The sequence below is a fragment of the Kitasatospora sp. cg17-2 genome, from assembly GCF_054031055.1.
In genome coordinates this window covers 8,462,650-8,485,186 of sequence record NZ_CM132923.1, presented here as the reverse complement: position 1 = coordinate 8,485,186, position 22,537 = coordinate 8,462,650, and the positions used below count along the sequence as shown (strand labels likewise).

Here is a 22,537-nt window from a genome sequence, read left to right as displayed (position 1 = left end):
ACCGCCTGCGGGCCCGTGGCTTGGGTATTCTCCGTGGACAGTGCAGCGCGAGGGCTGCCCCCGGGGGAAGACGAGTGGCGAAGTATGGGGAGCACACCGGCCGACCGTTCGGCGGGCGAGGCGTCCTGGCGGTGGGACGGCGAGGACGAGGGCGGGACGACCGCGCCCGCCGACGTGGTGAGCGGTGGTGAGGACGGCGGCGGGCCCCGGCCGAGCCGGCGGCGGCTGCTGATCGGTGCCGGGGTACTGGCGGCGGGCGCCGCCGTCTGGGGGGTGTCCCGGCGGATGAGCGCCGCCCCGACCGAGAAGCTGCAGCCGCGACCGCTGCCCAGCAAGCTGGTCGGGCCCGAGCCGCTCTGGGTGTACCAGGGGCCGGAGCCGATGACGCCGGACCGGCTGAACGGTCGCCTCTTCGCGCCCGCCTACGTGACGGCCAAGGGCGTGCGGATCCTCGACCCGGCGAGCGGTGCCGTGGTCGGCACCGTCGAGGAGCCGGCGCTCAGGGGCCGACCGGAGGACTCCCCGCTGATCGTCGGGGCGGGCCGGCTCTTCACCACCTCGACCGGCCATGTGGACGCCCGCGCGCTGACCGGCCCGGCGGCCGGCTGGAGCCAGCCGCTCCCGCCCGAGCTGGGCGAGCGGATCTCCCTCTTCGGCAGCGACGGCGCGCAGGTCTACGGCACGGTCGAGAGCCGGACCGACACCCGGGGCACCCTGTTCGCCGTGGACGTCACCGGCAACGGCCTGCTCTGGTCCCGCCCGTTCGCGGACCGCGGCGAGAACGCCGTCACCGTGCTGCCGATCGGCGGCCGGCTCCTCACCTGGGGCGCCGACCCGACCGCCGGCATGTCGCTGGTGGACGGCACCACCGGGCGGCGGCTCTGGACCACCGCGGGCTCCGCCCCCGCCTGGTCGATGATGGACCAGCAGCACGTCTACCTGCCGCCCCCCGGGTCCCCCGGCGTCCAGGCCCTGCGCCTGGAGGACGGCGCGCCGCGCTGGTCGGTCCGCCCCGGCCCGGGCGAGGAGTGGCGCGCCCTGCCGCCGCTCAGCGACGGCTACCGGGTGTACGTGCCGCGCGACAACGGGCTGATCACCGCGCACGAGGCGGGCAGCGGCGAGCAGACCTGGCAGTGCCAGCTGCCGTTCCGGCTGGACCGCCGCTGCCGGCCGCTGCTGCTCAGCTCCGCCCTGCTCGTCCCGGGCCCGGCCGCCGCGGGCGTCGTCGCCGTCGAGGCGGAGAAGGGCGGGCTGTCCACGATCTTCTCCGACACCGGTCCGGGCGTCGCCGTGTGGTCGGTCACCAGCGACGGCACCCGGCTCTACGCGGGCCACGACAGCACCCTGTACTGCCTGGGCGAGCTGCCCGTCCCCTGAACGACCGTCCCCTTCGACGACGAACGCCGACCCCACCGGGGAGGCTCCCCGACCGCAGGATGACGCCGTGCCGATTCGCCCGATCTCGCCCGACCGCCTCGTCGAGCTGCTCGCCGACCGGATCGCCGCCCTGCCGGGGGCCGGCGACCGCCGCCTCCGGGTGGCCGTGGACGGCGCCCCGGCCGCCCGCCCCGGGGAGCTCGCGGACGCCCTGGTCGAACCGCTGCGGCTGCGCGGCCTGCCGACGCTGCGCGTCCCGGCGGCCGGCTTCCTGCGCCCCGCCTCGGTCCGACTGGAGTACGGCAAACAGGACGCGGACGCCTACCACGACCTGTGGCTCGACGACGGGGCGCTGCTGCGCGAGGTCCTGGACCCGCTGGAGCCGGGCGGCAGCGGCCGGGTGCTGCCCTCCCTGCGGGACCCGGCGACCGACCGCGCCACCCGCGCCCCCTACACCGAGCTGCCGCCCGGCGGGGTGCTGCTGCTGGACGGCGCGCTGCTCCTCGGCCGCTGGCTCCCGCTGGAACTGACCGTCCACCTGGCCCTCTCCCCCGCCGCCCTGCGACGCCGGACCGCCCCGGAGGAGCACTGGACCCTGCCCGCCTTCGCCCGCTACGCGGCGGAGACGGTCCCGACCGAGGCCGCCGATCTGACCGTCCGCGTCGACGATCCCCGCCACCCGGCCCTGGTGGAGCTGCCCTGACCCCGTCTACCGGGCCTCAGCGGTGGGGGCGCCGGCCGCGCGGGGCCGGGCCGCGGCCCGGTGGGGCCGGTCCGCGCTGGCAGTACGGGCACCAGTACGCGGGGCGGTCCTGCGGCGGAGTGCCGTGCTGGGCCGTCAGGACCAGGGTGCCGCAGCGGGAGCAGGGGCGGCCCGCCCGGTCGTAGACCCAGTGACCCCGGCCGCGGCGGGTGTCGCCGGTGGTGATGTGGCCGGGGCGGAGCCGGTTGGCCTCCAGCAACTGGTGGGCCCGGGCCGCCAGTCGGTCGAGGTGCGGGAGTTCGCCCACCGGCGTCCACGGGGTGACCCCGGCGAGGTAGCAGAGCTCGTTGGCGTACACATTGCCGATGCCGGCCAGGTTCCGCTGGTCGAGCAGGGCCTCGCCGAGCGGCCGTCCGGGGTCGGCGCGGAGGCGGCGGACGGCCTCGGCCCGGTCCCAGTCCGGTCCGAGCAGGTCCGGTCCGAGGTGGCCGACGACGCGCTGCTCGTCGGCGGTGCGCAGCAGTTCGACGACGGGCAGCCGGTAGCCGACGGCGGTGCCGAGCCCGGTACCGAGGACGACGCGGATCTGGGCGGCCGGACCGCCGGTCCAGCGCTCGCCGGGGGCGAACACCGACCAGCGGCCGTCCATCCGCAGGTGGGTGTGGAGGGTGAGGCCCTCCTCGGAGCGGCCGGCGCCTCCGGGGCCGGTGACGCCTTCGAGGCGGGTGAGCAGGTGCTTGCCGCGCGGGACGACCTCCAGCACCCGGCGCCCGGCGAGGACGGCGGTGGCGTGGGCGGGCACGCGCAGTTCGGCGGCGGTCAGCACCTGTCCGGCGAGGACGGCGCGCAGCCGGGCCGCCACGCGGAAGACGGAGTCACCTTCGGGCACGGTCCCATCCTCCCCGGCGCGGCGCTCCACCGCGCCACCGCCCTCCGGTCACCCCGCGTCGCCCGCCGTGCCGCCGGCCACGCCGTGGCGGACCACGACCACCGGGCAGGTGGCGTGCTCGGTGACGTGCCGGCTGACCGAGCCGAGCAGGGCTCCTGCGAATCCGCCCCGGCCTCGGCTCCCGACCACCAGCAGCGCGGCGGCGCCGGAGGCCTCCAGCAGGGCCTGGGCGGCGTTGCCCGGCAGGACCGATTCGACGACGGGCACCTCGGGCCGCGCGCCGGCGATCTCGGTGACGGCCTCGGAGAGGATCCGGCCGGCGAGCTCCTCCGGGTTGAACTCGGGCGAGGGCACGCTCGCCCCGGCGAAGCCGTAGAACGCCGGGTACTCCCAGGCGGCGACGGCGTGGACGGTGCCACCGGCCAACCGGGCGTAGTCGACCGCCCAGCGCAGGGCCTGCACCGAGGCGGGCGAGCCGTCCACACCGACGACGATCCTGGGGTTCGCGCTGTTGGCCATGCCGCTGCTCCTTGCTCGACGGGTTCGACCGGCTCGTCCGACCTGAGCGTCCGACCTGCTCGTATCCCGCCAAACTTAGATCAACCGGTACATTCGCCCGCTCATGGCCGCGCCGGAACCGGCACCGACACTGCCACTGGAACTGGTCCCGGACATGGTCCTACTACTGGTACTGGCGGGTGCGCGGCGCAGTCGCCACGCACCCGCCAGCGTCTCGGGGTGCGGCCCGTGCGGACCGAGAGGGCCCGTCAGGCCCGGTAGGCAGCCCAGGAGTTGGCCATCCGGGCGACCTGGCCCGGAGTGAACTGGGTCATGCACGAGTCGTAGGTGTAGTCCATGAAGTTGTGGATCGGGTCGACCCCGGTGGCCGTGCAGGTGTCCCGGCCGGCCGGGCACTGGTAGGCCGCGCTCTGCTCGGCCGGGGTGTCGGCCACGTAGTCGCCCTGGCCGGAGCAGCCGCCCTGGAAGGTGTGGTAGAGCCCGAGCCAGTGGCCGACCTCGTGGGTGGCGGTGTCGCCCTCGTTGTAGTTGGCGGAGGAGCCGCCGGGGAACGAGGAGTCGAGGATGACCACACCGTCGTCGCTCGGGTTGGAGCGGTAGGAGCTGGGGAACGTCGCCCAGCCGAGCAGCGACTGGCCGAGCTTGGCGGTGTAGAGGTTGAGGGCGTTGGCCGCGCCCTTGCGCAGCTTGGTCTTCATCGCCTTCTCGGCGCTGGAGCCCGGGCTGACGCCGTTGTACCAGCTGGAGTTGTCGGTGTAGTCGGTCGCCACCAGCTGGAACCGGAACTGGCTCGCGGTGTTGCCCGTGCCCTGGCCGCTGTAGGCGGCGTTGAGGACGTCGATCTGCTTGCCGACGGTGGCCGCCGACAGCTTGCCGGTGGTGCCCGAGTGGACCACGTGCACGTACACCGGAATGGTCGTGGTGGCGGCCAGTTCGCCGGGCGCGAGCAGGGTGTTGCCCTGGGCGGAGTGCGCCAGCTGGGCCAGCCGGCCCTGGAGGTCGCTGTCCATCGCCTTGGCCTGGGCGTCGGTGAGGGCGTTGGGCTCCTGGCCGGTGGGGTGTCCGGCGGGCTTGCGGGCCGCGGAGTCCTGGGCGGCGGAGTCCTGGGACGCTTCGCCGGTGCTGCACTCGGTGGAGGTCGGGGCCTTGGCGGCCGCGCTGGCGGTGGTGAACGCGGCCGGGGCCGCGAACTGGGTGAGCCCGAGGGCGGCGGCGACGGCGGCCGCGCCGAGGAATCTGCCGGTGGCACGCGAGGGAACACGGGCGGAACGACGCATCTGCGCTCCTGAGGGGGGTGGTGGGGGACGGCGGTCGAGGGGGGCCGCCGAGCCACAGGCTACGCAGGGTCGCGTGTACGCGTCAGATGCGTTCCGGCCTGGAACTTCTGACGGCAAATCGGACATAAACCGGAAGTTTGAGCGGTCGAACGGCACCGCACATGGAGCATTTCCCGTCGCGCGCATGCGCACAGTACCGGCCCCGGCCTGTCCGAAACGTGACACCCCGTCTGCCGCGCGGCGCGGCGCGCCACCGGCGGAACGGGACGAACGGGGTGAACCGGGCGCCCGGACCGCCTCCGGCGAGACTACGACGCCGCGAAGACGATCTCCCGCAGGGCACGCGCACCGGCCCGGTCGAGTACCACGGCCGACGCACAGCCCGCGGGCGGCCGCCCCGTCCCGGCCAGGCGGCGGCGCAGCCGGTGCGCGGCGTCCCGGTGCCGGGCGAACGCGTACGCCGAGACGGCCTGGCCCCGCGCCCGCTGACCGTCGCGGGCCTCCTCGGCACTGGCGTCCAGCAGGATCAGGTGCACCCGGCGCCCCTGCCGCTCGGCGGTCCGCGCCAGCCACTGCCGCACGTACGGCACCGCCCCGCAGTCGTGCACGGTGAGCGGCCCGCCGGCGAGCACCGCGCGCCGCAGCCGCCGGTAGTGGGCGAGGCGCACCAGCGGGCGGTACAGGGCGTACGGCAGCCAGGACGGGACGCGGGACGCGTACTCCTCGCGGACCAGCTGCGAGTCCACGATCGGCGTGCGCACGCAGCGGCGCATGAGCGTGCTCTTGCCGCTGCCCGGCAGCCCGGAGACCACCACCAGGTCGCCCGCCGGATAGTGCAGGGTGCTCGGCGCGGTACCGGGGCCGCGACCGGAGCGGAGGTCCCGGAGGCCGCGCGGGCGCAGCACGCCGGCCGACGGCTCCGCCGCGAGCTCCCGGCAGCCGGGGCGCGGCACCGTGCGGGCCGCACGGTCGTGGGCCGCACGGTCGTGGGCCGTGGCCCGGTCACGAGCCGCGGCCCGGTCGCGAGCCGCCCCGAAGACCTGTACGTCCGACATCGGCACTCCCCCAGCTTCCCCACCGGTCCGGGCGCTCCCGGCCCCTCCTCCCGAAGAGCTTTCCCCCTTCAAGAGAAAGTAAAGACTAATGGTCAGACCGGGTCCGGGCCGAGCCCTTTATCGCTCCAGGATCGTCACAGAAGCGCTCCGGGAGCGTCACAACGGTGCGGAGGGGAGCGCGGGTCCGGGCCCGGACCCGGAGCCGGCGGGCCCCCGCCCGGTAGCCCGCCAGGAGCCCGCCGGGAGCCGCGTCAGCCGAGCTGCGGAGCGATCCGGGAGGCGATCAGCTCCAGGTGGTCCAGGTCGTCCAGGTCCAGCATCTGCAGGTAGATCCGCTCGCTGCCGACGGCGGCATAGCGGCCGATCCTCTCCACCACCTCGTCCGGGGTCCCGGCCAGGCCGTTGGCCTTCAGCTCGTCCACGTCGCGGCCGATCACGGCGGCCCGGCGGGCCACCTCGGCGTCGTCCCGGCCGACGCAGGCGACCAGGGCGTTGGAGTACACCAGGTCGTCGGCCTTGCGGCCGGCCCGCTCGACGGCCGTCCGGACCCGGCCGAACTGGGCCTCCGTGTCCGCCACCGACGCGAACGGCAGGTTGAACTCGTCCGCGAACCGGGCGGCCAGCGCCGGGGTGCGGGTCGGTCCGGTGCCGCCGACCAGGACCGGGATCTTCGCCTGGGCCGGCTTGGGCAGCGCGGGCGACTCGCTGAGCTGGTAGTAGGTCCCGGCGAAGTCGAAGGTCTCGCCCAGTGCGGTGCCCCAGAGACCGGTGACGATCTCCAGCTGCTCCTCCAGCCGACCGAACTTCTCCTTCGGGAACGGGATGCCGTAGGCGGTGTGCTCCTCCTCGTACCAGCCCGCGCCGAGGCCGAACTCGACCCGGCCGCCACTCATCGCGTCGACCTGGGCGACCTGGATCGCCAGCACGCCGGGGAGACGGAAGGTGGCGGCGGTCATCAGGGTGCCCAGGCGGATCGTGCTGGTCTCGCGGGCCAGGCCGGCCAGGGTGATCCAGGCGTCGGTCGGGCCGGGCAGGCCGCTGACGCCGCCCATCTTCAGGTAGTGGTCGGAGCGGAAGAAGGCGCTGAAGGCCCCCAGCTCCTCGGCGGTCCTGGCCACCCGGAGCAGGGTGTCGTAGCTCGCGCCCTGCTGGGGTTCGGTGAAGATTCGAAGATCCATACCGGCCATTCTGGTACAGACCACCCCGTGCCCACGCCCGAACCGGGGAAGCGGGGCCGTCGGACGGGGTGTCGGGCGGGGGTGTCGGGCAGCCTCGCGCACCGAAATGACGACCGGGGTGGCGCCCGGGGTGGCGCCCGGGGTGGCCAAGGTCTCCTCCCCGGGCCGCCTGCCCCGGCGCCGCGCTCGCCTACCGTGGACGGATGTCCGCCACGCCCGACGAGTCGCCCCGGCGCCTCCCCTTCGACTCCGCCGCCCCGCTGCCCCGGCCGGACGACTGTCCGCTGCCCGGGATCGTCGCCGCCTTCGGCCCCCGGCTGGCCGAGCTCGCCTTCGAGCCCTGCCTCGTCGCGGCGGTCGACCAGCACGCCGCCGAGCTGCGCGAGCTGCTGTACGCGCAGGGGCCGGAGCTGCGGCCGCGACGGGTGAACCGTGCGGAGCTGTCCGACTACGCGCGCGGCTTCCTGGACCGGCTCGCCGAGATCGGCTGGCGCGAGCCGGTCGGGTACGACTTCGCGGTGCACCGGCTGACCGCGATCTGCTGGCTGGTACGGCAGAACGGCCTGCTCGCGGCCTGAGGCGCGAACGGCGGGGCCGCCCCGGTCAGGCGCGCCAGTAGTCGTTGGCGGCCGCGACGGTGGCGAACTCCACCGCGACCACGTGGGCCGCGCGCATGATGCTGTCGGGGTTCGCCGAGTAGTCCGGGCGCCCGCCCTTGAGGATGTCGAGATCGGGTTGGATGTTGTGGACGGTGTGCCGGGCGAGGGTGAGCGCCAGGGCCCGCCCCTCCTCGGGCGTGCTCGTGATCAGCGAATTGCCGGGGACCAGGACCAGGGCGTCGTCGGGGACTCTGTGCATGGCCCCACGATGGGCCACCGGTCGGACCCGGCCGACCCGTGACACGGACCAGGGCGCCGAACGGGCGAAGCCCCGCCTCGGCCGCCGGAACGCCGTCCACCCGGCCGCCGACTGCCGGGATATGGAGAACGGCTAGAAGCACCCGGGCATCCCGTGCGTACAGTGGCGGTCCACACGGTACGGACGGCCGTCCGCGGCACGACCCGGACGGCGGGCGGGAACGGGACAGCGTGAGCGGGATCAGGACGGGCGGCAACGGCGGGAGCACCACCCCCGGGAACGGCTCCGGCGGCACCTCCGGCGGCGGCCGCGGCACCGGAGCCGGAACCGGCGGGCACCGAGCGCTGGTCTGGCGCGGACTGCCCGAGCGGCCCGGCGCCGCGGTGCTGGTCCTGCACGGCGGCCAGGAGCACGGCCTCTCCCGCCCGGGCCCGGTCAACCTGGCCGGCCTGCGGATGGCCGGCTTCGTGCACGCGCTGCGCCGGGAGACCGAGGGCGCCGGGGTCGCCGTCGGCACCGTCCGCTACCGCCACCGGGGCTGGAACGGCGAGCGGGCCGACGCCGCCAAGGACGCGATCGCCGCCCTCGACGACCTCGCCGAGGAACTCGGCCCGGTCCCGACCGTCCTGGTCGGCCACTCCATGGGCGGCCGCGCCGCGCTGCGGGTCGCCGGCCACCCCGTCGTCACCGGCGTCGTCGCCCTCGCCCCGTGGTGCCCGGCCGAGGACCCGTGCGAGCAGCTCGCCGACCGCGACGTCCTGATGCTGCACGGCGACCTCGACCGGATCACCTCCCCCGCCGGCACCCGCGCCTTCGCCGCCCGGGGCCGCGCCGCCGGGGCCAGGGTCTGCGGCTACACCGTCCTCGGCACCGGCCACACCCTGATGCGGCGGATCAACGACTGGCACCGCGCCACCGCCCGGCTGTCCGCCGGCCTCCTCGGGCTGCGCGACCTCCCGCCGGAGGTCACGACCGCCTTCGCCCTCCCCTCCCACTCCACCGCCGCCCTCGACCTGCCCCTCCCCCACTACCCCCGCACCGCCCCGCCGGCCGCCCGCCCGTCCCGGCCACTCCCCACCGACGCCTGACCGGCCCGCCCGACTCCCCTGCCAACGAGCCGACTTGGTCATCACCGCCAAACGGTGCGAGGACGCCGGTATGGTGAGGGACCGTCGGGGGGCGGGATCTCCAAGGGGGCGGACACACATGGCCGAAACGGTGACGATCGATCTCGGGGACGGCACGACCGTCCGGGCCGAGGTCATCGGCGAGGTGAACTTCCAGCAGCCCGAAACGCCTTCGGACGTCTGGGCGGACTCCGGCGACGCCGGTTGGGGCGGCGGCCGACGAGCCGCCTCGCAGCTCGGCTCGGCCGTGGCACTGACGCTGGACCAGGTGCGCAGCACCGTCCAGGGCGTCGGCCGCTGGGCGGCGGAGAGCATCGCCCAGGGCGAGGCCGGTTCCCCCGACACCTTCGAGGTCGAGTTCGGGCTCAAACTGGCCGTCAAGTCCGGCCAGTTGCTCGGTGTCATCGCCGAGGCCGGCAGCGAGGCCGGACTCACCGTCCGCCTCTCCTGGGACCTCGCCGAACGCCGCCGGCAGCAGGAAGCCGCGGCGGCTCCGGCCGCGCAGAACGCCTCCGACAGCGCTAACGCCCCGGCCCCCAGAGCGGCCGACGCCGAGTGACCGTCCCCGCGCGGCCCGACCTCGCCGCGACCGAGGCGCTGCGCCGCAGTACCGTCGTGATCACCGTCGCGGGCGGCTTCCGCGGCAGCGGCTTCCTGGTGGCGCCGGGTCTCGCCGTGACCGCCGCGCACGTGGTCGCACGGGCGGCGCGCGCGGCGCAGCCGGTGGGCGTCCGGCACGAGTCCGGCGAGCACGCCGTCCCGGCCGACCGGATCCGGCTGGCCCCGGGGGCGGGTGAGGCCAACGGCGGAAGCAGCGGTGGCAACGGCAAGGGCTACTACCCCTTCCCCGACCTCGCCCTGCTCGGCGTCCCCGACTGGACCGGCCACCCGGTGGCCCGGCTCGCGGCCGCCGAGGCCGAGCCGGACACCGTCCTGACCGCACTCGGGTACTCCACCCACACGCCGACCACCGGCGCCCGGCCCGACACCCTGCGACTGCGGGTCGTCGGCCTCGCGGATCGGTACCTCGGTGTGCGCGGCGACGGCATCCGCGACGGCCACAGCGGCAGCATGCTGGTCGACGGGGACGGCCTGGTGCGGGGCGTGCTCAAGGGCAGCCGCTCCTTCCAACGGGACGAGGGCGGCTGGTACACCCCGGTGGGCGCGCTGACCGCGCTGCTGGGTACGGCGGGCGTCGCCCCCGTGGCACCGCCCGCACCGCCCGGGGACGGCGAGCTGGTGGCCGCCCTGATGGAGTTCGAGCTGCTGCGGCGCGCCGAGGGCCGCTTCGACCTGCTCGACACGATGGGTCGGCATCTTCACCTGAAGCACTCCTTCGAGGCCGAGGAACGCTCCGACCGCCGTACCCATCTGCACCGGATCGTGCGCGCCTGCCGCAGCTTCCGCGACAGCCGGTCGGCCCTGCGGGCGCTGTCCACGGCGATGGCCGAACTCGCCCCGGACGACGGCGCACTCGACGGACTCGACGCCGTGGTCGGCCGCGCCCTCGGCGAACGGGAGGACGGCTAGCCCGATGCACGCGACACCGATCGTGCCCCCGGCGGGCGGGGGGCCGTGGCCGGAAGGGGCCGATAACGTCCTCGTCGAAATCCTCCTCCGCGTGCGGGGGATGGCCAGCCTCGACTTCCGCCTGGAGGTCCTGGAAACCATGGGCGAGTCTGCGGAGGCCCGCGGCATACACGGCGGGATCCGTGAGAACGGAGTCCTGCAGGCGCACCTCCGGGCGATACTCCGGGCGATCCGCACCTTCCGGGATCCGAGGGCCGCTCTGAATGCCCTAACCGACGCGCTGGAGCAGCTGAGGAAGAACGACGGCGCGGTGGGCTGGCTGACGCTCGCCGCGCGCGTCCTGAACTCCGGCGACGACCTTCCCCGCAGTGAACTACTGCTGGTCATAGGAGAGTTGCACGAAATCGCTCCTCCGGATGCACCGAACCGGTACCTGCCGGAGGACACCCCGGGGCTGCGGGAACGCAGCACGGCGCCGCTCACCCTGCCGGAGCTCCTGGACCTCCTTCTCACCCGGATCGACGACGACCGGCTCGGCCCGCTGGTTGCCTTCCTCCACAAGCTGTGCAAAGACCCCGCAGTCGACAAGCACCCGCTCCCGGCCCTGCGCCGGTTCCTGGCCGCCCACTCGTACCAGGAGCCCGCCACGGCGGCAACCGCCCCCGAGCGACTGATCGTCCAGGTCCGACTGGACGAGAAGGGCCCACCTCACGCCACCGACACGCCGTACCGGCTGCACGTCTCCTACTACCGCCAGCCCCTGGCCGGTGGGCCGTTCCGGCGGATCGGCAGCTACGACGACGAATTGGAGTTCACTCGGAGCGAGCTGCTCAGGGTCGGCGGTGCTCGACTGGTCGCGTGGAAGGAACTGAGCCTGGCATTCCGGACACCGGACCCGGTCCGGATCGAGTTCCTGCTGCCCCGCTCGATCCTCGGCTACACCGCCGACCTCTGGTCCACCGGTGCCACCCGTCGACCCCTGGGCGAGTTCCACCCGGTGGTGGTGCGGCAGTTGGAGCGTTACTGCGAGCCCCACCTCGGCCTCGCGCGCTGGCGGCAGCGGTGGGCCAAGCTCCAGATCCAGGGTGCCGACTCCAACGAGGTCCTCGAACGGATCGAATGGCCCTCGCTCGACCCTGCGAAGGCCAAGAAGCTGCTCAATTGGGTGGTCAACAGGGAGAACCTCGCCTGTATGGGCCTGACGGTCCCGTACGAGCAGCTCGCCCCCGAGGTGCAGTACGCGGTGGACACCGCGATGTACTACGGCGGGATCCCCGTCCTGATCTGGCGGCGGGTCGCCGGTGACCCGGACCCACTGGTCGCGGCCCTGCGCGAGCTGGAACCCACCCGGCTGGCCGAACTGCCCGACGCCGTCCACCAGTACCGGCAGGACAACGCCGGCCCGTACCCCGACCCGGACCAGACCGTCACCCTGCTCTGGGACGACCCGGACTGCGTGGATCCCGATCAGGACTACTCCTTCCCCGGAATCGTCGGATGACCACGAACCCCACGACGACAAGCGACGAGTCAGGAGCGTCCATGGCCGAGGACTGGTGGATCTACCGGGGCACCGGTGTCCCCCACGGCGGGATCGCCGGGCTCCCGCCGGCACCCGCCTGGCGTGCCTTCGGTGACCCGGACAGCGACCCCGCACGGCTGCCGCCACCGCCCCCGGAGGACTCGGCGGCCGGTTCCACGGCCCGCCGGCTCGGCCGGGTCCGGCAGGCGGCGGCGTACCAGGCGGACGAGCGGGAGGTCCGGCTGGTCAACCTCGCCCTGCACCTGCGCCGCCCCCTCCTGATCACCGGCAAGCCCGGTGTCGGCAAGTCGACCCTCGCCTATGCCGTCGCCCACGAACTGCGCCTGGGCCCGGTGCTGCGCTGGTCGATCAGCAGCCGCTCCAGCCTGCGCGACGGCCTGTACAGCTACGACGCCATCGGGCGGCTGCACGAGGCCGGACTCTCCCGGAACGACCGGCGGCCGGACGCTCCGGTGTCCCGCCTGCACGGGGACGAGCGGACCGTGAGCCTGGCCGTGCGGCGGGGCGGGCCCGAGGAGGACTTCCTGATCCCACCCCCACCGGGGGAACGCGCGGCCCCCGCCATCGGCAGGTTCCTGCGGCTGGGCCCGTTGGGGACCGCGCTGCTGCCCTGGCGGACGCCGCGCGTCCTGCTGATCGACGAGATCGACAAGAGCGACATCGACCTGCCCAACGACCTGCTGAACGTCTTCGAGGAAGGCGAGTTCGAGATCCCCGAACTGCTGCGGCTCGGCCCGGAGCCGCAGGAGGTCGGCACGGCCGACCACGGCCGGACGGCGGTGGTGCGCGGCGGTGTGGTGCGCTGCGCGCAGTTCCCGCTGGTCGTGCTCACCAGCAACGGCGAGCGGGACTTCCCGAGCGCGCTGCTGCGGCGCTGCGTCCGGCTGGAGATCCGGGCGCCGGACGAGCAGCGGTTGGCCGCGATGGTCGCCGCCCACCTGGGCGAGGAGACCGCCGCCGCGGCCGCGACCACCGATCTGATCGCCAAGTTCCTCCGCCGGCAGCAGGACGGGGCCGAACTGGCCAACGACCAGCTCCTGAACGCCCTGCTGATGGCCGGACGTGTGCTGAGGGCCGACCAGCAGGGGCGGGACGCGGTACGTGACGCCCTGCTCCGTCCGCTCAACGAGAGCTGAGCGGCGATGGGTTCGGCATCCCCGGGCGGACCGGCGGAGGGGCTGACGGAGGCCCTCACCGGGCTGCTCCGGCAGACGGACGGCGGGCCGCAGCCGCAGGACCTCGCGGACGTCCTGTGGATCGCCGGGCTGGCCGGACTGCTGGAGCCTCCTCCGCCGCCGCCCGCGCCGCCGTCACCGCCGTCCCCGCCGGCCCCACCACCACCGATGCCCTCCGCACCTCGACCGTCCACGGCGCCGCGGCCCGCACGGGCCCGGCCGAAGTCGACCGTCGTCCCGTGGCAGTCCTCGCCGCCCCTGCCCGACGGGCGGACCCCGACCGGCCCGGCACCCGCCGTCGCCGTACCGCCCCCACCGCCACCGCCACCGCCACCGCCACCGCCCGTACGACCACCCACCGGACCGCACGTCGCGCTGCACCACCGGCCCGGGAGCCACGGGCATTCCGAGAACCCCGGATCCGACGAGCCCGGCGACACGGACCGGGCCGACGGCCACGTCATCCGGGTCACCCAGCCCGCCGCCCTGGACGGCGGCCTCGCCCTGGCCAGGGCCCTGCGCCCGTTGCGCCGCGCGGTCGACGCCCCCGGCCGGGCCACCCTCGACGAGGAGGCGACGGCCGAGGCCACCGCCGAGACCGGCATCCTGCTCCCGGCCTGGCGACCCGCCCAGCAACCGCGCTTCTCGGTCGACCTGTTGGTGGACACCGGCGCCACGATGGCCGTCTGGCACCGGCTGGCCGGCGAACTGAGCACCCTGCTGGAACGGCACGGCGCGTTCGCCGACGTGCGGTGCTGGGCGCTGGACACCGACCGGTCGGTCCCCACCCTCACACCGTTCCACCAGCGCCGTCCGGGCGCACCCGCCGCCGCCAGGGCCGGCTGGTCCCGACCGCTCAACGACCCCACCGACCGCCGGATCCTGCTCGTCCTCACCGACGGCGTCGGCCCGGCCTGGTACGGGAAGGAACTGCCGAAGTTCCTCGCCGGCGTCGCCGCCGCCCGGCCCGCGGCCGCGCTCCAGGTGCTGCCCCGGCGGCTCTGGCACCGGACGGCGCTGCGCACCGCCCTCGTCGCCGCCCGCGCCTCCGTGGCGGGCCGACCCGTCCCGGCCTTCCGTTCGGACGCCGCCCTGCCCGGCATCCCGCCCGGCACCCGGGGCGCCGAGGCCCGGGCGGACATCCGCTGGCTGCCGGTGCTGGAGGTCGACGCCGACTGGATCACCCCGTGGGCCGACCTGACCGCAGGCCGCACCTCCGGGTGGACGCCGATGCTCGCCGCACCGATCGCGGGTATGCCCGAGCGGCAGCGTCCGACCCGTCCCGCCGGCACTCCGGCCAGGCCCGCCGAACGCGTCGCCCGGTTCCGGGCCGGCAGTTCGCCCGCCGCGTACCGGCTGGCCTGCCACCTGGCGGCGGCGCCGCTCAGCCTGCCGGTGATGCGGCTGGTCCAGCGGGCGACCGTGCCGGAGTCCGGGCAGACCGACCTCGCCGAACTGTTCCTCTCCGGGCTGATCGCACCCCGGGGCGGAACGGCCACCGACCCGGACGAGCAGGTCTACGACTTCCGGGACGGCGTGCGGAAGGAACTGCTCGCCGAACTGACCCGCACCGAGGCCGTCCAAGTGCTGGAGCACGTGCTCACCAAGGTGTCCGGCCGGGTCGCGGCGACCTTCGGCGGCACCCGCGACTTCCGTGCCGTCGCCAGGCTCGTCGGTGCGGTCGACGTGGGCGAGGAGGCCGACGGTCAGGTGCGGCTGTCGGCGCGGAGCCTGCCGTTCGCCGAGGTCGCGGTGACGGTGCTCGCGAGCGCGGGCGGCCAGCACGCCGCGCTGGCCGCGCGGCTGGCCGAGGCGGTCGGGCGGACGACGCGCGGGGCGGAGGCGACGCGGTCACCCCTGCCGGGCCCGCCGCCGCGGCCCGATCGGCTGTCCCCGGTCCGGCCTGTGCTGAGCCCGCCGGAACCGGCGAGGATGATCGGCCGGAAGCGCGAACTCGCCGCTCTGGCAGCCGCCTTCGACCCCGACCGGGCGGCGTCCGGACCGCCCGAGCAGCCTGCTGTGGCAGTCGTCGTCGGCGACGCCGGCATGGGGCGACGCCGGTTGGTCCAGGAGTACGTCCAGGCGTACGGCGGGCGCCACAGCTTCACCCACTGGATCGACGCGGCCTTGCCCGACTCCGTCGAGCGCGGGCTGCTCCGGCTGTGGAACGCCCTCACCCCCGTCGACGAGCCCTTCGACGCCTCCGTTCAGCTCGGGGACCGGCTGGCGGAGCACCGGGACTGGCTCGTCGTCCTCGACAACCACCGCGGGGCCGGACGGTCCGACGGCCTCCACCGCCCGTTCGACATGTCCCCTCTTCGCGGCCGGGGCTGCGTGCTCGTCACCACCGACTCCCTCGCCACCTGGCCGGCCCCTGGTGCGACCGTCATCGAACTCGGCCCGCTCCGCACCGACGAGGTGCTCGACGAACTCCGGGCCCGACTCGGCCCCGGCTACGCACCGGACGACCCGCAGCAGGCCCGCTCCCTGCTGCGACTGGCGCAGCAACTGCCGCACCGGCCCAACACCCTCGCGGACATCGACCTCGACGCGGAACTGCGCCACGCCCTCGCCGCCGCTCCCGATCCGTCGCCACGCCGGACGAGCAGCGGCCGGGTGCTCGTCGACACCACCGTCCGGGGCACGCCGATGACGCTGCGCCTGCCGTTCCCGGCCTCGCCGACGCGGTCCGGCTTTCCCCCGCCGTCCCCCGGGTTCACCGGCCGCGCCGGGGCGCTCACCGCGCTGCTGTCGTTCCTGACACCCACCGAACCCGGCCGGTTCCCGACCCGCACCGCCGTGGTCACCGGTCCGCCCGGGGTGGGGAAGACCGAACTGGCCCTCCAGGGCGCCACGACCGCCCTGGAACGCGGCTGGTACCCCGGCGGAGCGCTCTACCTCGACCTTCGCCGACACACCGACCCGTCCGTACCGCACAACACCCCGGGCCTGGCCGCCCTGCTGCGCGCCCTGGACGTCCCGGTCGGGATCGTGCCGCAGGATCCCCAGAACCAACGCGACCTGTTCCACGACGTTCTCGCCCAGCTCTCCGCGGAGGCCGGACCGGTCCTGCTCGTGCTCGACAACGCACCACGACACCTGGACCTGGCGCCGTACCTCCCGCTCGACGGCCGGGTCACCACGCTTGTCACCTCCCGCCACTCGCTGCCGATCGACGCTGCCCGGTTCGAGCTGCAGCCGATGACCGCGGACGATTCCGTCGAACTCCTCCGGAACCGTCTCCTGCTGGCCCGCCCCGACGACCCCCGCCTCACCGTTGCCGTTCGACCCGCGGAGGCCCTGGCCGAGCTGTGCGACGGCCTGCCGCTCGCGCTGGTGTTCTGCGCCGCCCGCCTGGTCGCCGACCCGGGTCTCCGGGTCATAGACCTGGCCCAGGAGCTGCGGGACCCCCGTCACCGGCTCGACGCGATCGGCCATGACGGGCAGAACCTGCGGGAGGCGTTCACCGCGTCGTACGTGGAACTGTCGAGCAGCGAGGCCCGTCTGTTCCGGCTGCTCTCCGTGTACCCGCACCCCGAGGTGTCCAACGACGTCGCCGCCGCGCTCGCCAGCATCGACATCCTGGTCGCGGAGCAGCTGATGGCGGCGCTGTCCCACGCCCATCTGGTCGAGCCCGCCCCGACCCGGGACCATTGGCGCTTCCCCCCGTTGCTCCGGCTCTTCGCCCTCGGCGAGTCGGAGACCAAGGCGGGCCTCGACGACCGTGCGAACGCGCTCACCCGGTTGCTGAACCACTACCACCAGGCGGCGACAGCGGCCGACGCACCGTGGAGCCGGGACCCCACCAGCCGCATCCGTACGGGGGTCGGCGGATACGCCGCCCGCTTCCTGGACCCCGAGCGGGCCCGCGCGTGGTTGGAGGCGGAGCGGCCGATCATGCTGGCCCTGGTCCCGTTCGCCGCCGAGCACGGCGACGCCGAAGACACGGCCGCCTTCACCCGTGTCGCACTGCGGCTCCTTCTCGCCGAGCGCCGGTTCGACGACCTGGCCGCCGTCGCCGACGAGACCGTGCGCGCCGTCCGGCAGCGGGGGCACGACGCGGGCGAGCTGCAGTTCGTGCGCACCCTGCTCCAGGCCATGGCCGATGCCCGGATCCGGATCGAGACCCTGCCCCTCGAACAGCGCACCGCGCTCGACCAAGTGCTCCGACTCGCCTCCAGGGGCGCCCGGACCGATCAACTGCATCTGGCCGTCCAGGTCGCGAACGCCAGTCAGTGGGCGATGCTCGTACTGAACGAGGTCCTGCACGATGTCCTGCGCATGTCGACCGTCGAAGGCACGTTGGTCCGGCCCGGGCCCGGGTTCGGCGCCGAGTGGCTGCTCACGTTCCCCGAACCCGGTGATCCGCTCGCCACCGCCGGCCTCGTCCTCCTGGACCTCTGGGACCGGCTCAAACGGCTCGACTTCTCCACCGGGCCACGCACGCCCGTCGCCGTCTCCGTCTTCCACGGCGACCCTCCCGACCTGCTTCCCGGTGCGTCTCGACTGAGAAGCCGCGTCACCGGCAAGGCGTACCACCGGGAGAAGCCGATCGCCGCGGTCACGGTCTCCCTGCAGGTGCTCACCATGCTCACCCAGCAGTTCGGCAGGGACCTGGCGAACAGCTTCGACCTTCTGGCGCCCGGCGACGCGGCGGCTCCGGCCGAGGTCGCCACCTACGTCTACACCGGTGATCCCCAGCTCCTCGGCCTGATCCTCTCCCGACTGGTGGCGGGCCGGATCATCGACTCCTAGGGGTTGTCCGACAATTCGCGTCGCATCAACGCGCGGCAGGACCTGTCGGACAGCCCCCGCCCGCCCCACCGGTGGTGGTGGGGCGGGCGGGGCCGTGGTCGGGCGGGCGTCAGGCGAGGCAGGCGGCGTCGGGCAGTGCCTCCAGGTACTTCCGGTCCAGCAGGGTCTTGACGTTGTAGGAGTCGGTGCCGAACTCGGCGGGCTTCAGCTTCTCGTTCAGGTACTGCTGGATGCCCCTGCCGGGCTGGGCGAAGCCGGAGGCGATGCCGCCCTGTTCGACCTTGAAGGGCAGTTTCACGCCGTAGCAGTGGTAGCTGTCGACCTCCTTGCCCTCCTCGACCACCGGGTTGAGGCTGTCCGGCGGGAGCGCGCGCTCGGGGAAGGACGTGCCGGTCTTCGACAGGTAGCGGCCGTAGTAGAGCCCGAAGCGGTCGAGCTTGGTGCCGGTGGGGATCTCGACGGTGGTCCGGTCGATGGTGCCGTTGACGTCGCGGAAGCCGTCGTCCGCGGGGTACTTCCAGTCGAGGCCGTCGCGGTACCAGGAGAGGAACTGCTGCGGCGTGAGGCCGCCGAAGCGGTCGTAGCCCTTCAGCAGCTTCGCGACGCCGGTGGGCAGGTTCCTGGGGCCGAGCTCCTTGAAGCCGCAGTAGAAGTTCTTCTTGTCCTCGGGGGTCGGCCGGTACTGCTCGCTGGGGCAGTCGGTCGGGTCCGCCTGGGTCTCGGTGACCGGGAGCGTGGTGGCGGCGGCGCTCTGGGTGGCGGCGGTGCCGGTCACCAGCAGGGCGGCCGCCAGGGACAGGGCGGCGAGATGGCGGGAACGCATGGGGGCGGGTCCTCCGGGGCGGTGGCAGGGGTCCGGCCGGGCGCGCAGGGGAGCGCCCGGTGGCACGGACGGGATTGATCGACAACGGGTCGATCGGCACCGGAAGCTACACGCCGCCACGGCCTTGATTCGTGGGCGAAACGCCCACCCCGGCCCCATTCACCCGACCGGCGGAGGTCCGCCGCGACCGGCGCCAATTCCACGGGCGGGACGGGGCTTTCGTCCCGGCCGAGGCCGGTGCCGGTCCCGGCTGCAGGGAAAATGGTTAATGAGGAGAAATATCTACTTCCCCACGGATGTTCTCCCGGGAGTGTGCGCGGGAAGGGCCCGCCACCGGGCGAGGACAGGAGCTACCCCGTGCGCGTCGAGATCTGGAGCGACATCAACTGCCCGTGGTGCTACATCGGCAAGGCGAGGTTCGAGCGGGCGCTGGAGCGCTTCCCGCACCGGGAGGCCGTGGAGGTCGTCCACCGGTCGTTCGAGCTCGACCCCCGGGCGCCGCACGAGGCCCGGCCGGTGGTGCCGCTGATCGCCGCCAAGTACGGGCTCGGGCTGGAGCAGGCCGAGGCGGCGGAGCAGCGGATCGCCGACAACGCCGAGGCGGAGGGGCTGGCGTACCTGCGCTCGGGGCGTGATGCCGCGAACTCCTTCGACATGCACCGGCTGCTCCACTTCGCGGCCGAGCACGGCCGGCAGGCGGAGCTGCTGGACGCCCTGTACCGGGCCAATTTCGCCGAGGAGCGGTCCGCGTTCGCGCCCGGCCGGCTCGTCGAGCTGGCGGTCGAGGCCGGTCTGGACGGGGCGGAGGCGGCCCGGGTGCTGGCCGATCCGGACGCCTACGCGCAGGCGGTGCGCGAGGACGAGGCGACGGCGAGCGCGATGGGTGCGACCGGGGTGCCGTTCTTCGTGCTCGACCGGCGGCTCGGGGTCTCGGGCGCGCAGCCGGCCGAGACCTTCACGGCGGCGCTGGAGCAGGCCTGGGAGAGCCGGACGGTCGTGCCGCTGGTCACCGTCGGCGGCGGCGCCGGCGAGAGCAGCGGCTCGGACACCGGCGAGGTCTGCGGGCCGGAGGGCTGCGAGGTGCCGCAGCGCTGACGGCAATGACGGCGCCGACGGGCGGCCGATGCGGGATGCTGGCCGCATGACGACCGCGGTAGTGGTGGGCGGCGGGCCGAACGGGCTCGCCGCCGCCGTCCGGCTGGCCCTGGCGGGTGTGCGGGTGACCGTGCTGGAGGCCGCCGGGGAGGTCGGCGGCGGGGCCCGCAGCGGCGAGGCGATCGTGCCCGGGCTGCTGCACGACCACTGCTCCGCCGTCCACCCGATGACCATCGGCTCGCCCTTCCTGCGCGGCCTCGGCCTGGAGCGCTTCGGGCTGGAGTTCCGGCTGCCGGAGATCGACTGCGCGCACCCGCTGGCGGACGGCACGGCCGGGGTCCTGCACCGCTCGGTCGCCGCGACGGCCGCCGGGCTCGGGGGCGCCGACGGCCGGCGCTGGCGGCAGCTGTTCGAGGGGCCGGTCGCGGGGTACGACCGGCTCGCCGACGACCTCATGGGCCCGCTGCTGCGGGTCCCGCGCCACCCGTTGCGGCTCGCCCGCTTCGGCGCTCCCGCCCTGCTCCCGGCCACCGTCGTCGCCCGGGCCTTCGGCGGGGAGCGGGCCCGGGCGCTGTTCGGCGGCGCCGCCGCGCACGCCTTCCAGCCGCTGGACCGGCCGCTCAGCGCCGCCGTGGGCCTCGGGCTGCTGACCGCCGGGCACCGGTACGGCTGGGCCGTCGCCGTCGGCGGCTCGGGGGCGATCAGCCGGGCCCTGGCCGCGCTGCTCACCGAACTGGGCGGGACGATCGAGACCGGCGCCCCGGTCCGGTCGGCGGACCGGCTGCCGCCCGCCGACCTCGTCCTGTACGACCTCGCGCCCGGCGCCGTCGCGGCGATCCTCGGCGACCGGCTGCCGCCCCGGACCGCCCGCGCCTACCGCCGGTTCCGGCACGGGCCGGGCGCGTTCAAGGTGGACTTCGCGGTGGCGGGCGGGGTGCCGTGGACGGCCGAGCCGGCCCGCCGCGCCGGGACCGTCCACCTCGGCGGCAGCTTCGCCGAGGTGGCCGCCGCCGAGCGCGCCGTCACCGCCGGGCGGATGCCGGAGCGGCCGTTCGTGCTGGTCGGCCAGCAGTACCTGGCCGACCCCGGCCGCTCGGCGGGCGACGTCCACCCGCTGTGGACGTACGCCCATGTGCCGCACGGCTGGACCGGGGACGCGACCGAGGCGGTGATCGCCCGGATCGAGAGCTTCGCGCCCGGCTTCCGCGAGCGCGTGCTCGGACTGGCGGTCCGCGGCCCGGCCGGCTTCGCGGCCGACAACCCGAACTTCGTCGGCGGCGACATCATGACCGGTGCCAAGGACGTCCGTCAGCTGGTCCTCGGCCCCCGGGCCACCCTCCACCCCTACGCCACCGGGCTGCCCGGCCACTACCTCTGCTCGGCGGCGACCCCGCCCGGGCCCGGCGTGCACGGGATGTGCGGGGCCAATGCCGCGGAGGCGGCCCTGCGGTGGCTGCGCGGTCGGCCCTCCGGCGGGCGCGGCGGGCGGGACGGGCGGGGCGCGGCGGGCGGCTGACGGCGGGGGCGGGGACGGGGGCGGCCGACGGCCCGCGGCCGCTCGGACCAAGTCGTCCGGTCACCAGATCATCAGGTCACCCGGGAGAACGAGCGGCGGTAGACCCGGGGCGGGACGCCGCGGCGGCGGACGAAGCGCTCCCGCAGGACCGCCGCGCCGCTGTAGCCGACCCGGCGGGCGATCTCCTCCACCGGCAGGTCGGTGGTCTCCAGGAGTTCCTCGGCGGCGGTCAGCCGCAGCTCGCCGAGCCAGGCGTGCGGGGTGGTGCCGGTGGCGGCGGTGAAGCGGCGCAGGAAGGAGCGCTTGCTCATCACGGCGCGGCGGGCGAGTTCGGCGACCGGCAGCGGCCGGTGGAGGTTGGCGCGGGCCCAGCCGAGCAGTTCGGCCAGTCGCTCGTCCTCGCCGTCCTCGGGCACCGGTGCGGCGAGGTACTGGGCCTGGCCGCCGTCGCGGTGGGAGGGCAGCACCATGTCCCGGGCGATGTGGTTGGCGACGGCGGCGCCGTGCTCGCGCCGGATCAGGTGCAGGCAGAGGTCGAAGCCCGCGGCGGCGCCCGCACCGGTGGTGATCCGGCCGTCGTCCAGGTAGAGCGCCTCGGGTTCGACGGTGACGCCCGGGTGGCTGCGGGCCAGCAGTCCGGCGAAGCGCCAGTGGGTGGTGGCGCGGCGGCCGTCGAGCAGGCCGGCGGCGGCGAGCGCGAAGGTGCCGACGCAGTGGGCGGCGACCAGGGCGCCGCGGTCGTGGGCCGCCACCAGGGCGTCCAGGACGGCGGGCGGGGGCGGGGTGCGGAAGCCGGCCCCGGGGAGGGCGAGCACGAGGTCGGCGGCGGCGAGCCGGTCCAGGCCGTGGGCGACCGCCAGCGGCACGCCGAGGTCGGTGTCGACGCTGCCGGGGCGGTCGGCGCAGAGGGCGAAGTCGAAGCCCGGCAGTTCCGCCCCGTGCGGGCCGAAGACCTCGGCGACGATGCCGACGGCGAGCATGCCGGCACCGGGCGGGACGTAGGCGGCGACGGTGGTGAAGGGGGCCATCCGCGGAGTGTGGCACAGCGGGCGGCGGGAGGCTGGCATCTTTCCTGCGATCGCTGGCATCTGTGCCACTCGTCGGGGACGCGGGCCTT

Annotated in this window: 19 protein-coding genes; 11 read left to right on the top strand and 8 right to left on the bottom strand. The window is 74.9% G+C overall.

What is annotated here, in order from left to right; genetic code table 11:
- Positions 1-84 precede the first annotated feature (84 nt).
- Positions 85-1,377, top strand: coding sequence for an outer membrane protein assembly factor BamB family protein (locus ACW14Y_RS35620; RefSeq protein WP_456984811.1), 1,293 nt, complete (start codon positions 85-87; stop codon positions 1,375-1,377).
- Between the two features lie 67 nt (positions 1,378-1,444).
- Positions 1,445-2,080, top strand: coding sequence for a nucleoside/nucleotide kinase family protein (locus ACW14Y_RS35615; RefSeq protein WP_380435623.1), 636 nt, complete (start codon positions 1,445-1,447; stop codon positions 2,078-2,080).
- A 16-nt stretch (positions 2,081-2,096) separates the two neighbouring features.
- On the opposite strand, the gene ACW14Y_RS35610 is transcribed toward ACW14Y_RS35615, so the two are convergent.
- The 5 genes from ACW14Y_RS35610 to ACW14Y_RS35590 all read right to left on the bottom strand — a co-directional run bounded on the left by ACW14Y_RS35610 (position 2,097) and on the right by ACW14Y_RS35590 (position 6,998).
- Positions 2,097-2,969 (bottom strand): DNA-formamidopyrimidine glycosylase family protein, encoded by an 873-nt coding sequence (locus tag ACW14Y_RS35610; RefSeq protein ID WP_456984810.1) that lies wholly within the window; start codon positions 2,967-2,969, stop codon positions 2,097-2,099.
- A 48-nt stretch (positions 2,970-3,017) separates the two neighbouring features.
- Entirely contained in the window at positions 3,018-3,488 is a 471-nt protein-coding gene (locus tag ACW14Y_RS35605; protein WP_380303422.1) for a universal stress protein, read from the bottom strand.
- A gap of 248 nt (positions 3,489-3,736) precedes the next feature.
- Entirely contained in the window at positions 3,737-4,765 is a 1,029-nt protein-coding gene (locus tag ACW14Y_RS35600) for a zinc metalloprotease (RefSeq protein ID WP_380303420.1), read from the bottom strand.
- 308 nt (positions 4,766-5,073) lie between these two features.
- Positions 5,074-5,820 carry an AAA family ATPase gene (locus ACW14Y_RS35595; RefSeq protein WP_380303418.1) on the bottom strand — a complete coding sequence of 249 codons (747 nt, stop codon included), beginning with the start codon at positions 5,818-5,820 and terminating at the stop codon, positions 5,074-5,076.
- A 251-nt stretch (positions 5,821-6,071) separates the two neighbouring features.
- A complete protein-coding gene (locus ACW14Y_RS35590) occupies positions 6,072-6,998 on the bottom strand; it encodes an LLM class F420-dependent oxidoreductase (protein WP_380303416.1) in 927 nt (308 codons plus the stop codon).
- 203 nt (positions 6,999-7,201) lie between these two features.
- Here ACW14Y_RS35590 and ACW14Y_RS35585 point away from each other — a divergent pair, with 203 nt between their 5' ends.
- Complete coding sequence (locus ACW14Y_RS35585) at positions 7,202-7,576, top strand: DUF6401 family natural product biosynthesis protein (protein WP_456984809.1); 375 nt, start codon at positions 7,202-7,204, stop codon at positions 7,574-7,576.
- 25 nt (positions 7,577-7,601) lie between these two features.
- Here ACW14Y_RS35585 and ACW14Y_RS35580 read toward each other — a convergent pair whose 3' ends face one another.
- On the bottom strand, positions 7,602-7,856 hold the full coding sequence (locus tag ACW14Y_RS35580) for a hexameric tyrosine-coordinated heme protein (protein WP_340635568.1): 255 nt from the start codon (positions 7,854-7,856) through the stop codon (positions 7,602-7,604).
- A gap of 230 nt (positions 7,857-8,086) precedes the next feature.
- Here ACW14Y_RS35580 and ACW14Y_RS35575 point away from each other — a divergent pair, with 230 nt between their 5' ends.
- From ACW14Y_RS35575 to ACW14Y_RS35550, 6 genes are all read left to right on the top strand, one after another.
- The gene (locus tag ACW14Y_RS35575; protein WP_402722692.1) at positions 8,087-8,944 is read left to right on the top strand and encodes an alpha/beta hydrolase; all 858 of its coding nucleotides are present in this window, start codon (positions 8,087-8,089) and stop codon (positions 8,942-8,944) included.
- A gap of 118 nt (positions 8,945-9,062) precedes the next feature.
- On the top strand, positions 9,063-9,542 hold the full coding sequence (locus ACW14Y_RS35570; protein ID WP_456984808.1) for a CU044_2847 family protein: 480 nt from the start codon (positions 9,063-9,065) through the stop codon (positions 9,540-9,542).
- Entirely contained in the window at positions 9,539-10,513 is a 975-nt protein-coding gene (locus tag ACW14Y_RS35565; RefSeq protein ID WP_456984807.1) for a trypsin-like peptidase domain-containing protein, read from the top strand. Before ACW14Y_RS35570 ends, ACW14Y_RS35565 begins: the two co-directional genes overlap by 4 nt.
- 100 nt (positions 10,514-10,613) lie before the next feature.
- Entirely contained in the window at positions 10,614-12,014 is a 1,401-nt protein-coding gene (locus ACW14Y_RS35560; RefSeq protein ID WP_456984806.1) for a VMAP-C domain-containing protein, read from the top strand.
- A gap of 41 nt (positions 12,015-12,055) precedes the next feature.
- On the top strand, positions 12,056-13,192 hold the full coding sequence (locus tag ACW14Y_RS35555; protein ID WP_456984805.1) for an AAA family ATPase: 1,137 nt from the start codon (positions 12,056-12,058) through the stop codon (positions 13,190-13,192).
- A 6-nt stretch (positions 13,193-13,198) separates the two neighbouring features.
- Complete coding sequence (locus ACW14Y_RS35550; RefSeq protein ID WP_456984804.1) at positions 13,199-17,986, top strand: SAV_2336 N-terminal domain-related protein; 4,788 nt, start codon at positions 13,199-13,201, stop codon at positions 17,984-17,986.
- 109 nt (positions 17,987-18,095) lie between these two features.
- Here ACW14Y_RS35550 and ACW14Y_RS35545 read toward each other — a convergent pair whose 3' ends face one another.
- Entirely contained in the window at positions 18,096-18,809 is a 714-nt protein-coding gene (locus ACW14Y_RS35545; protein WP_456984803.1) for a TNT domain-containing protein, read from the bottom strand.
- Between the two features lie 357 nt (positions 18,810-19,166).
- Between ACW14Y_RS35545 and ACW14Y_RS35540 the strand changes: the two genes are divergently transcribed.
- Together ACW14Y_RS35540 and ACW14Y_RS35535 are read left to right on the top strand one after the other, a co-directional pair.
- On the top strand, positions 19,167-19,904 hold the full coding sequence (locus ACW14Y_RS35540; protein WP_456984802.1) for a DsbA family oxidoreductase: 738 nt from the start codon (positions 19,167-19,169) through the stop codon (positions 19,902-19,904).
- A 46-nt stretch (positions 19,905-19,950) separates the two neighbouring features.
- Positions 19,951-21,420 carry a phytoene desaturase family protein gene (locus tag ACW14Y_RS35535; RefSeq protein WP_456984801.1) on the top strand — a complete coding sequence of 490 codons (1,470 nt, stop codon included), beginning with the start codon at positions 19,951-19,953 and terminating at the stop codon, positions 21,418-21,420.
- A 71-nt stretch (positions 21,421-21,491) separates the two neighbouring features.
- Here the strand turns inward: ACW14Y_RS35535 and ACW14Y_RS35530 are convergent, their stop codons facing one another.
- Positions 21,492-22,448: a GlxA family transcriptional regulator gene (locus tag ACW14Y_RS35530; protein ID WP_456984800.1), complete on the bottom strand. Its 957-nt coding sequence runs from the start codon at positions 22,446-22,448 to the stop codon at positions 21,492-21,494.
- Positions 22,449-22,537: the final 89 nt, after the last annotated feature.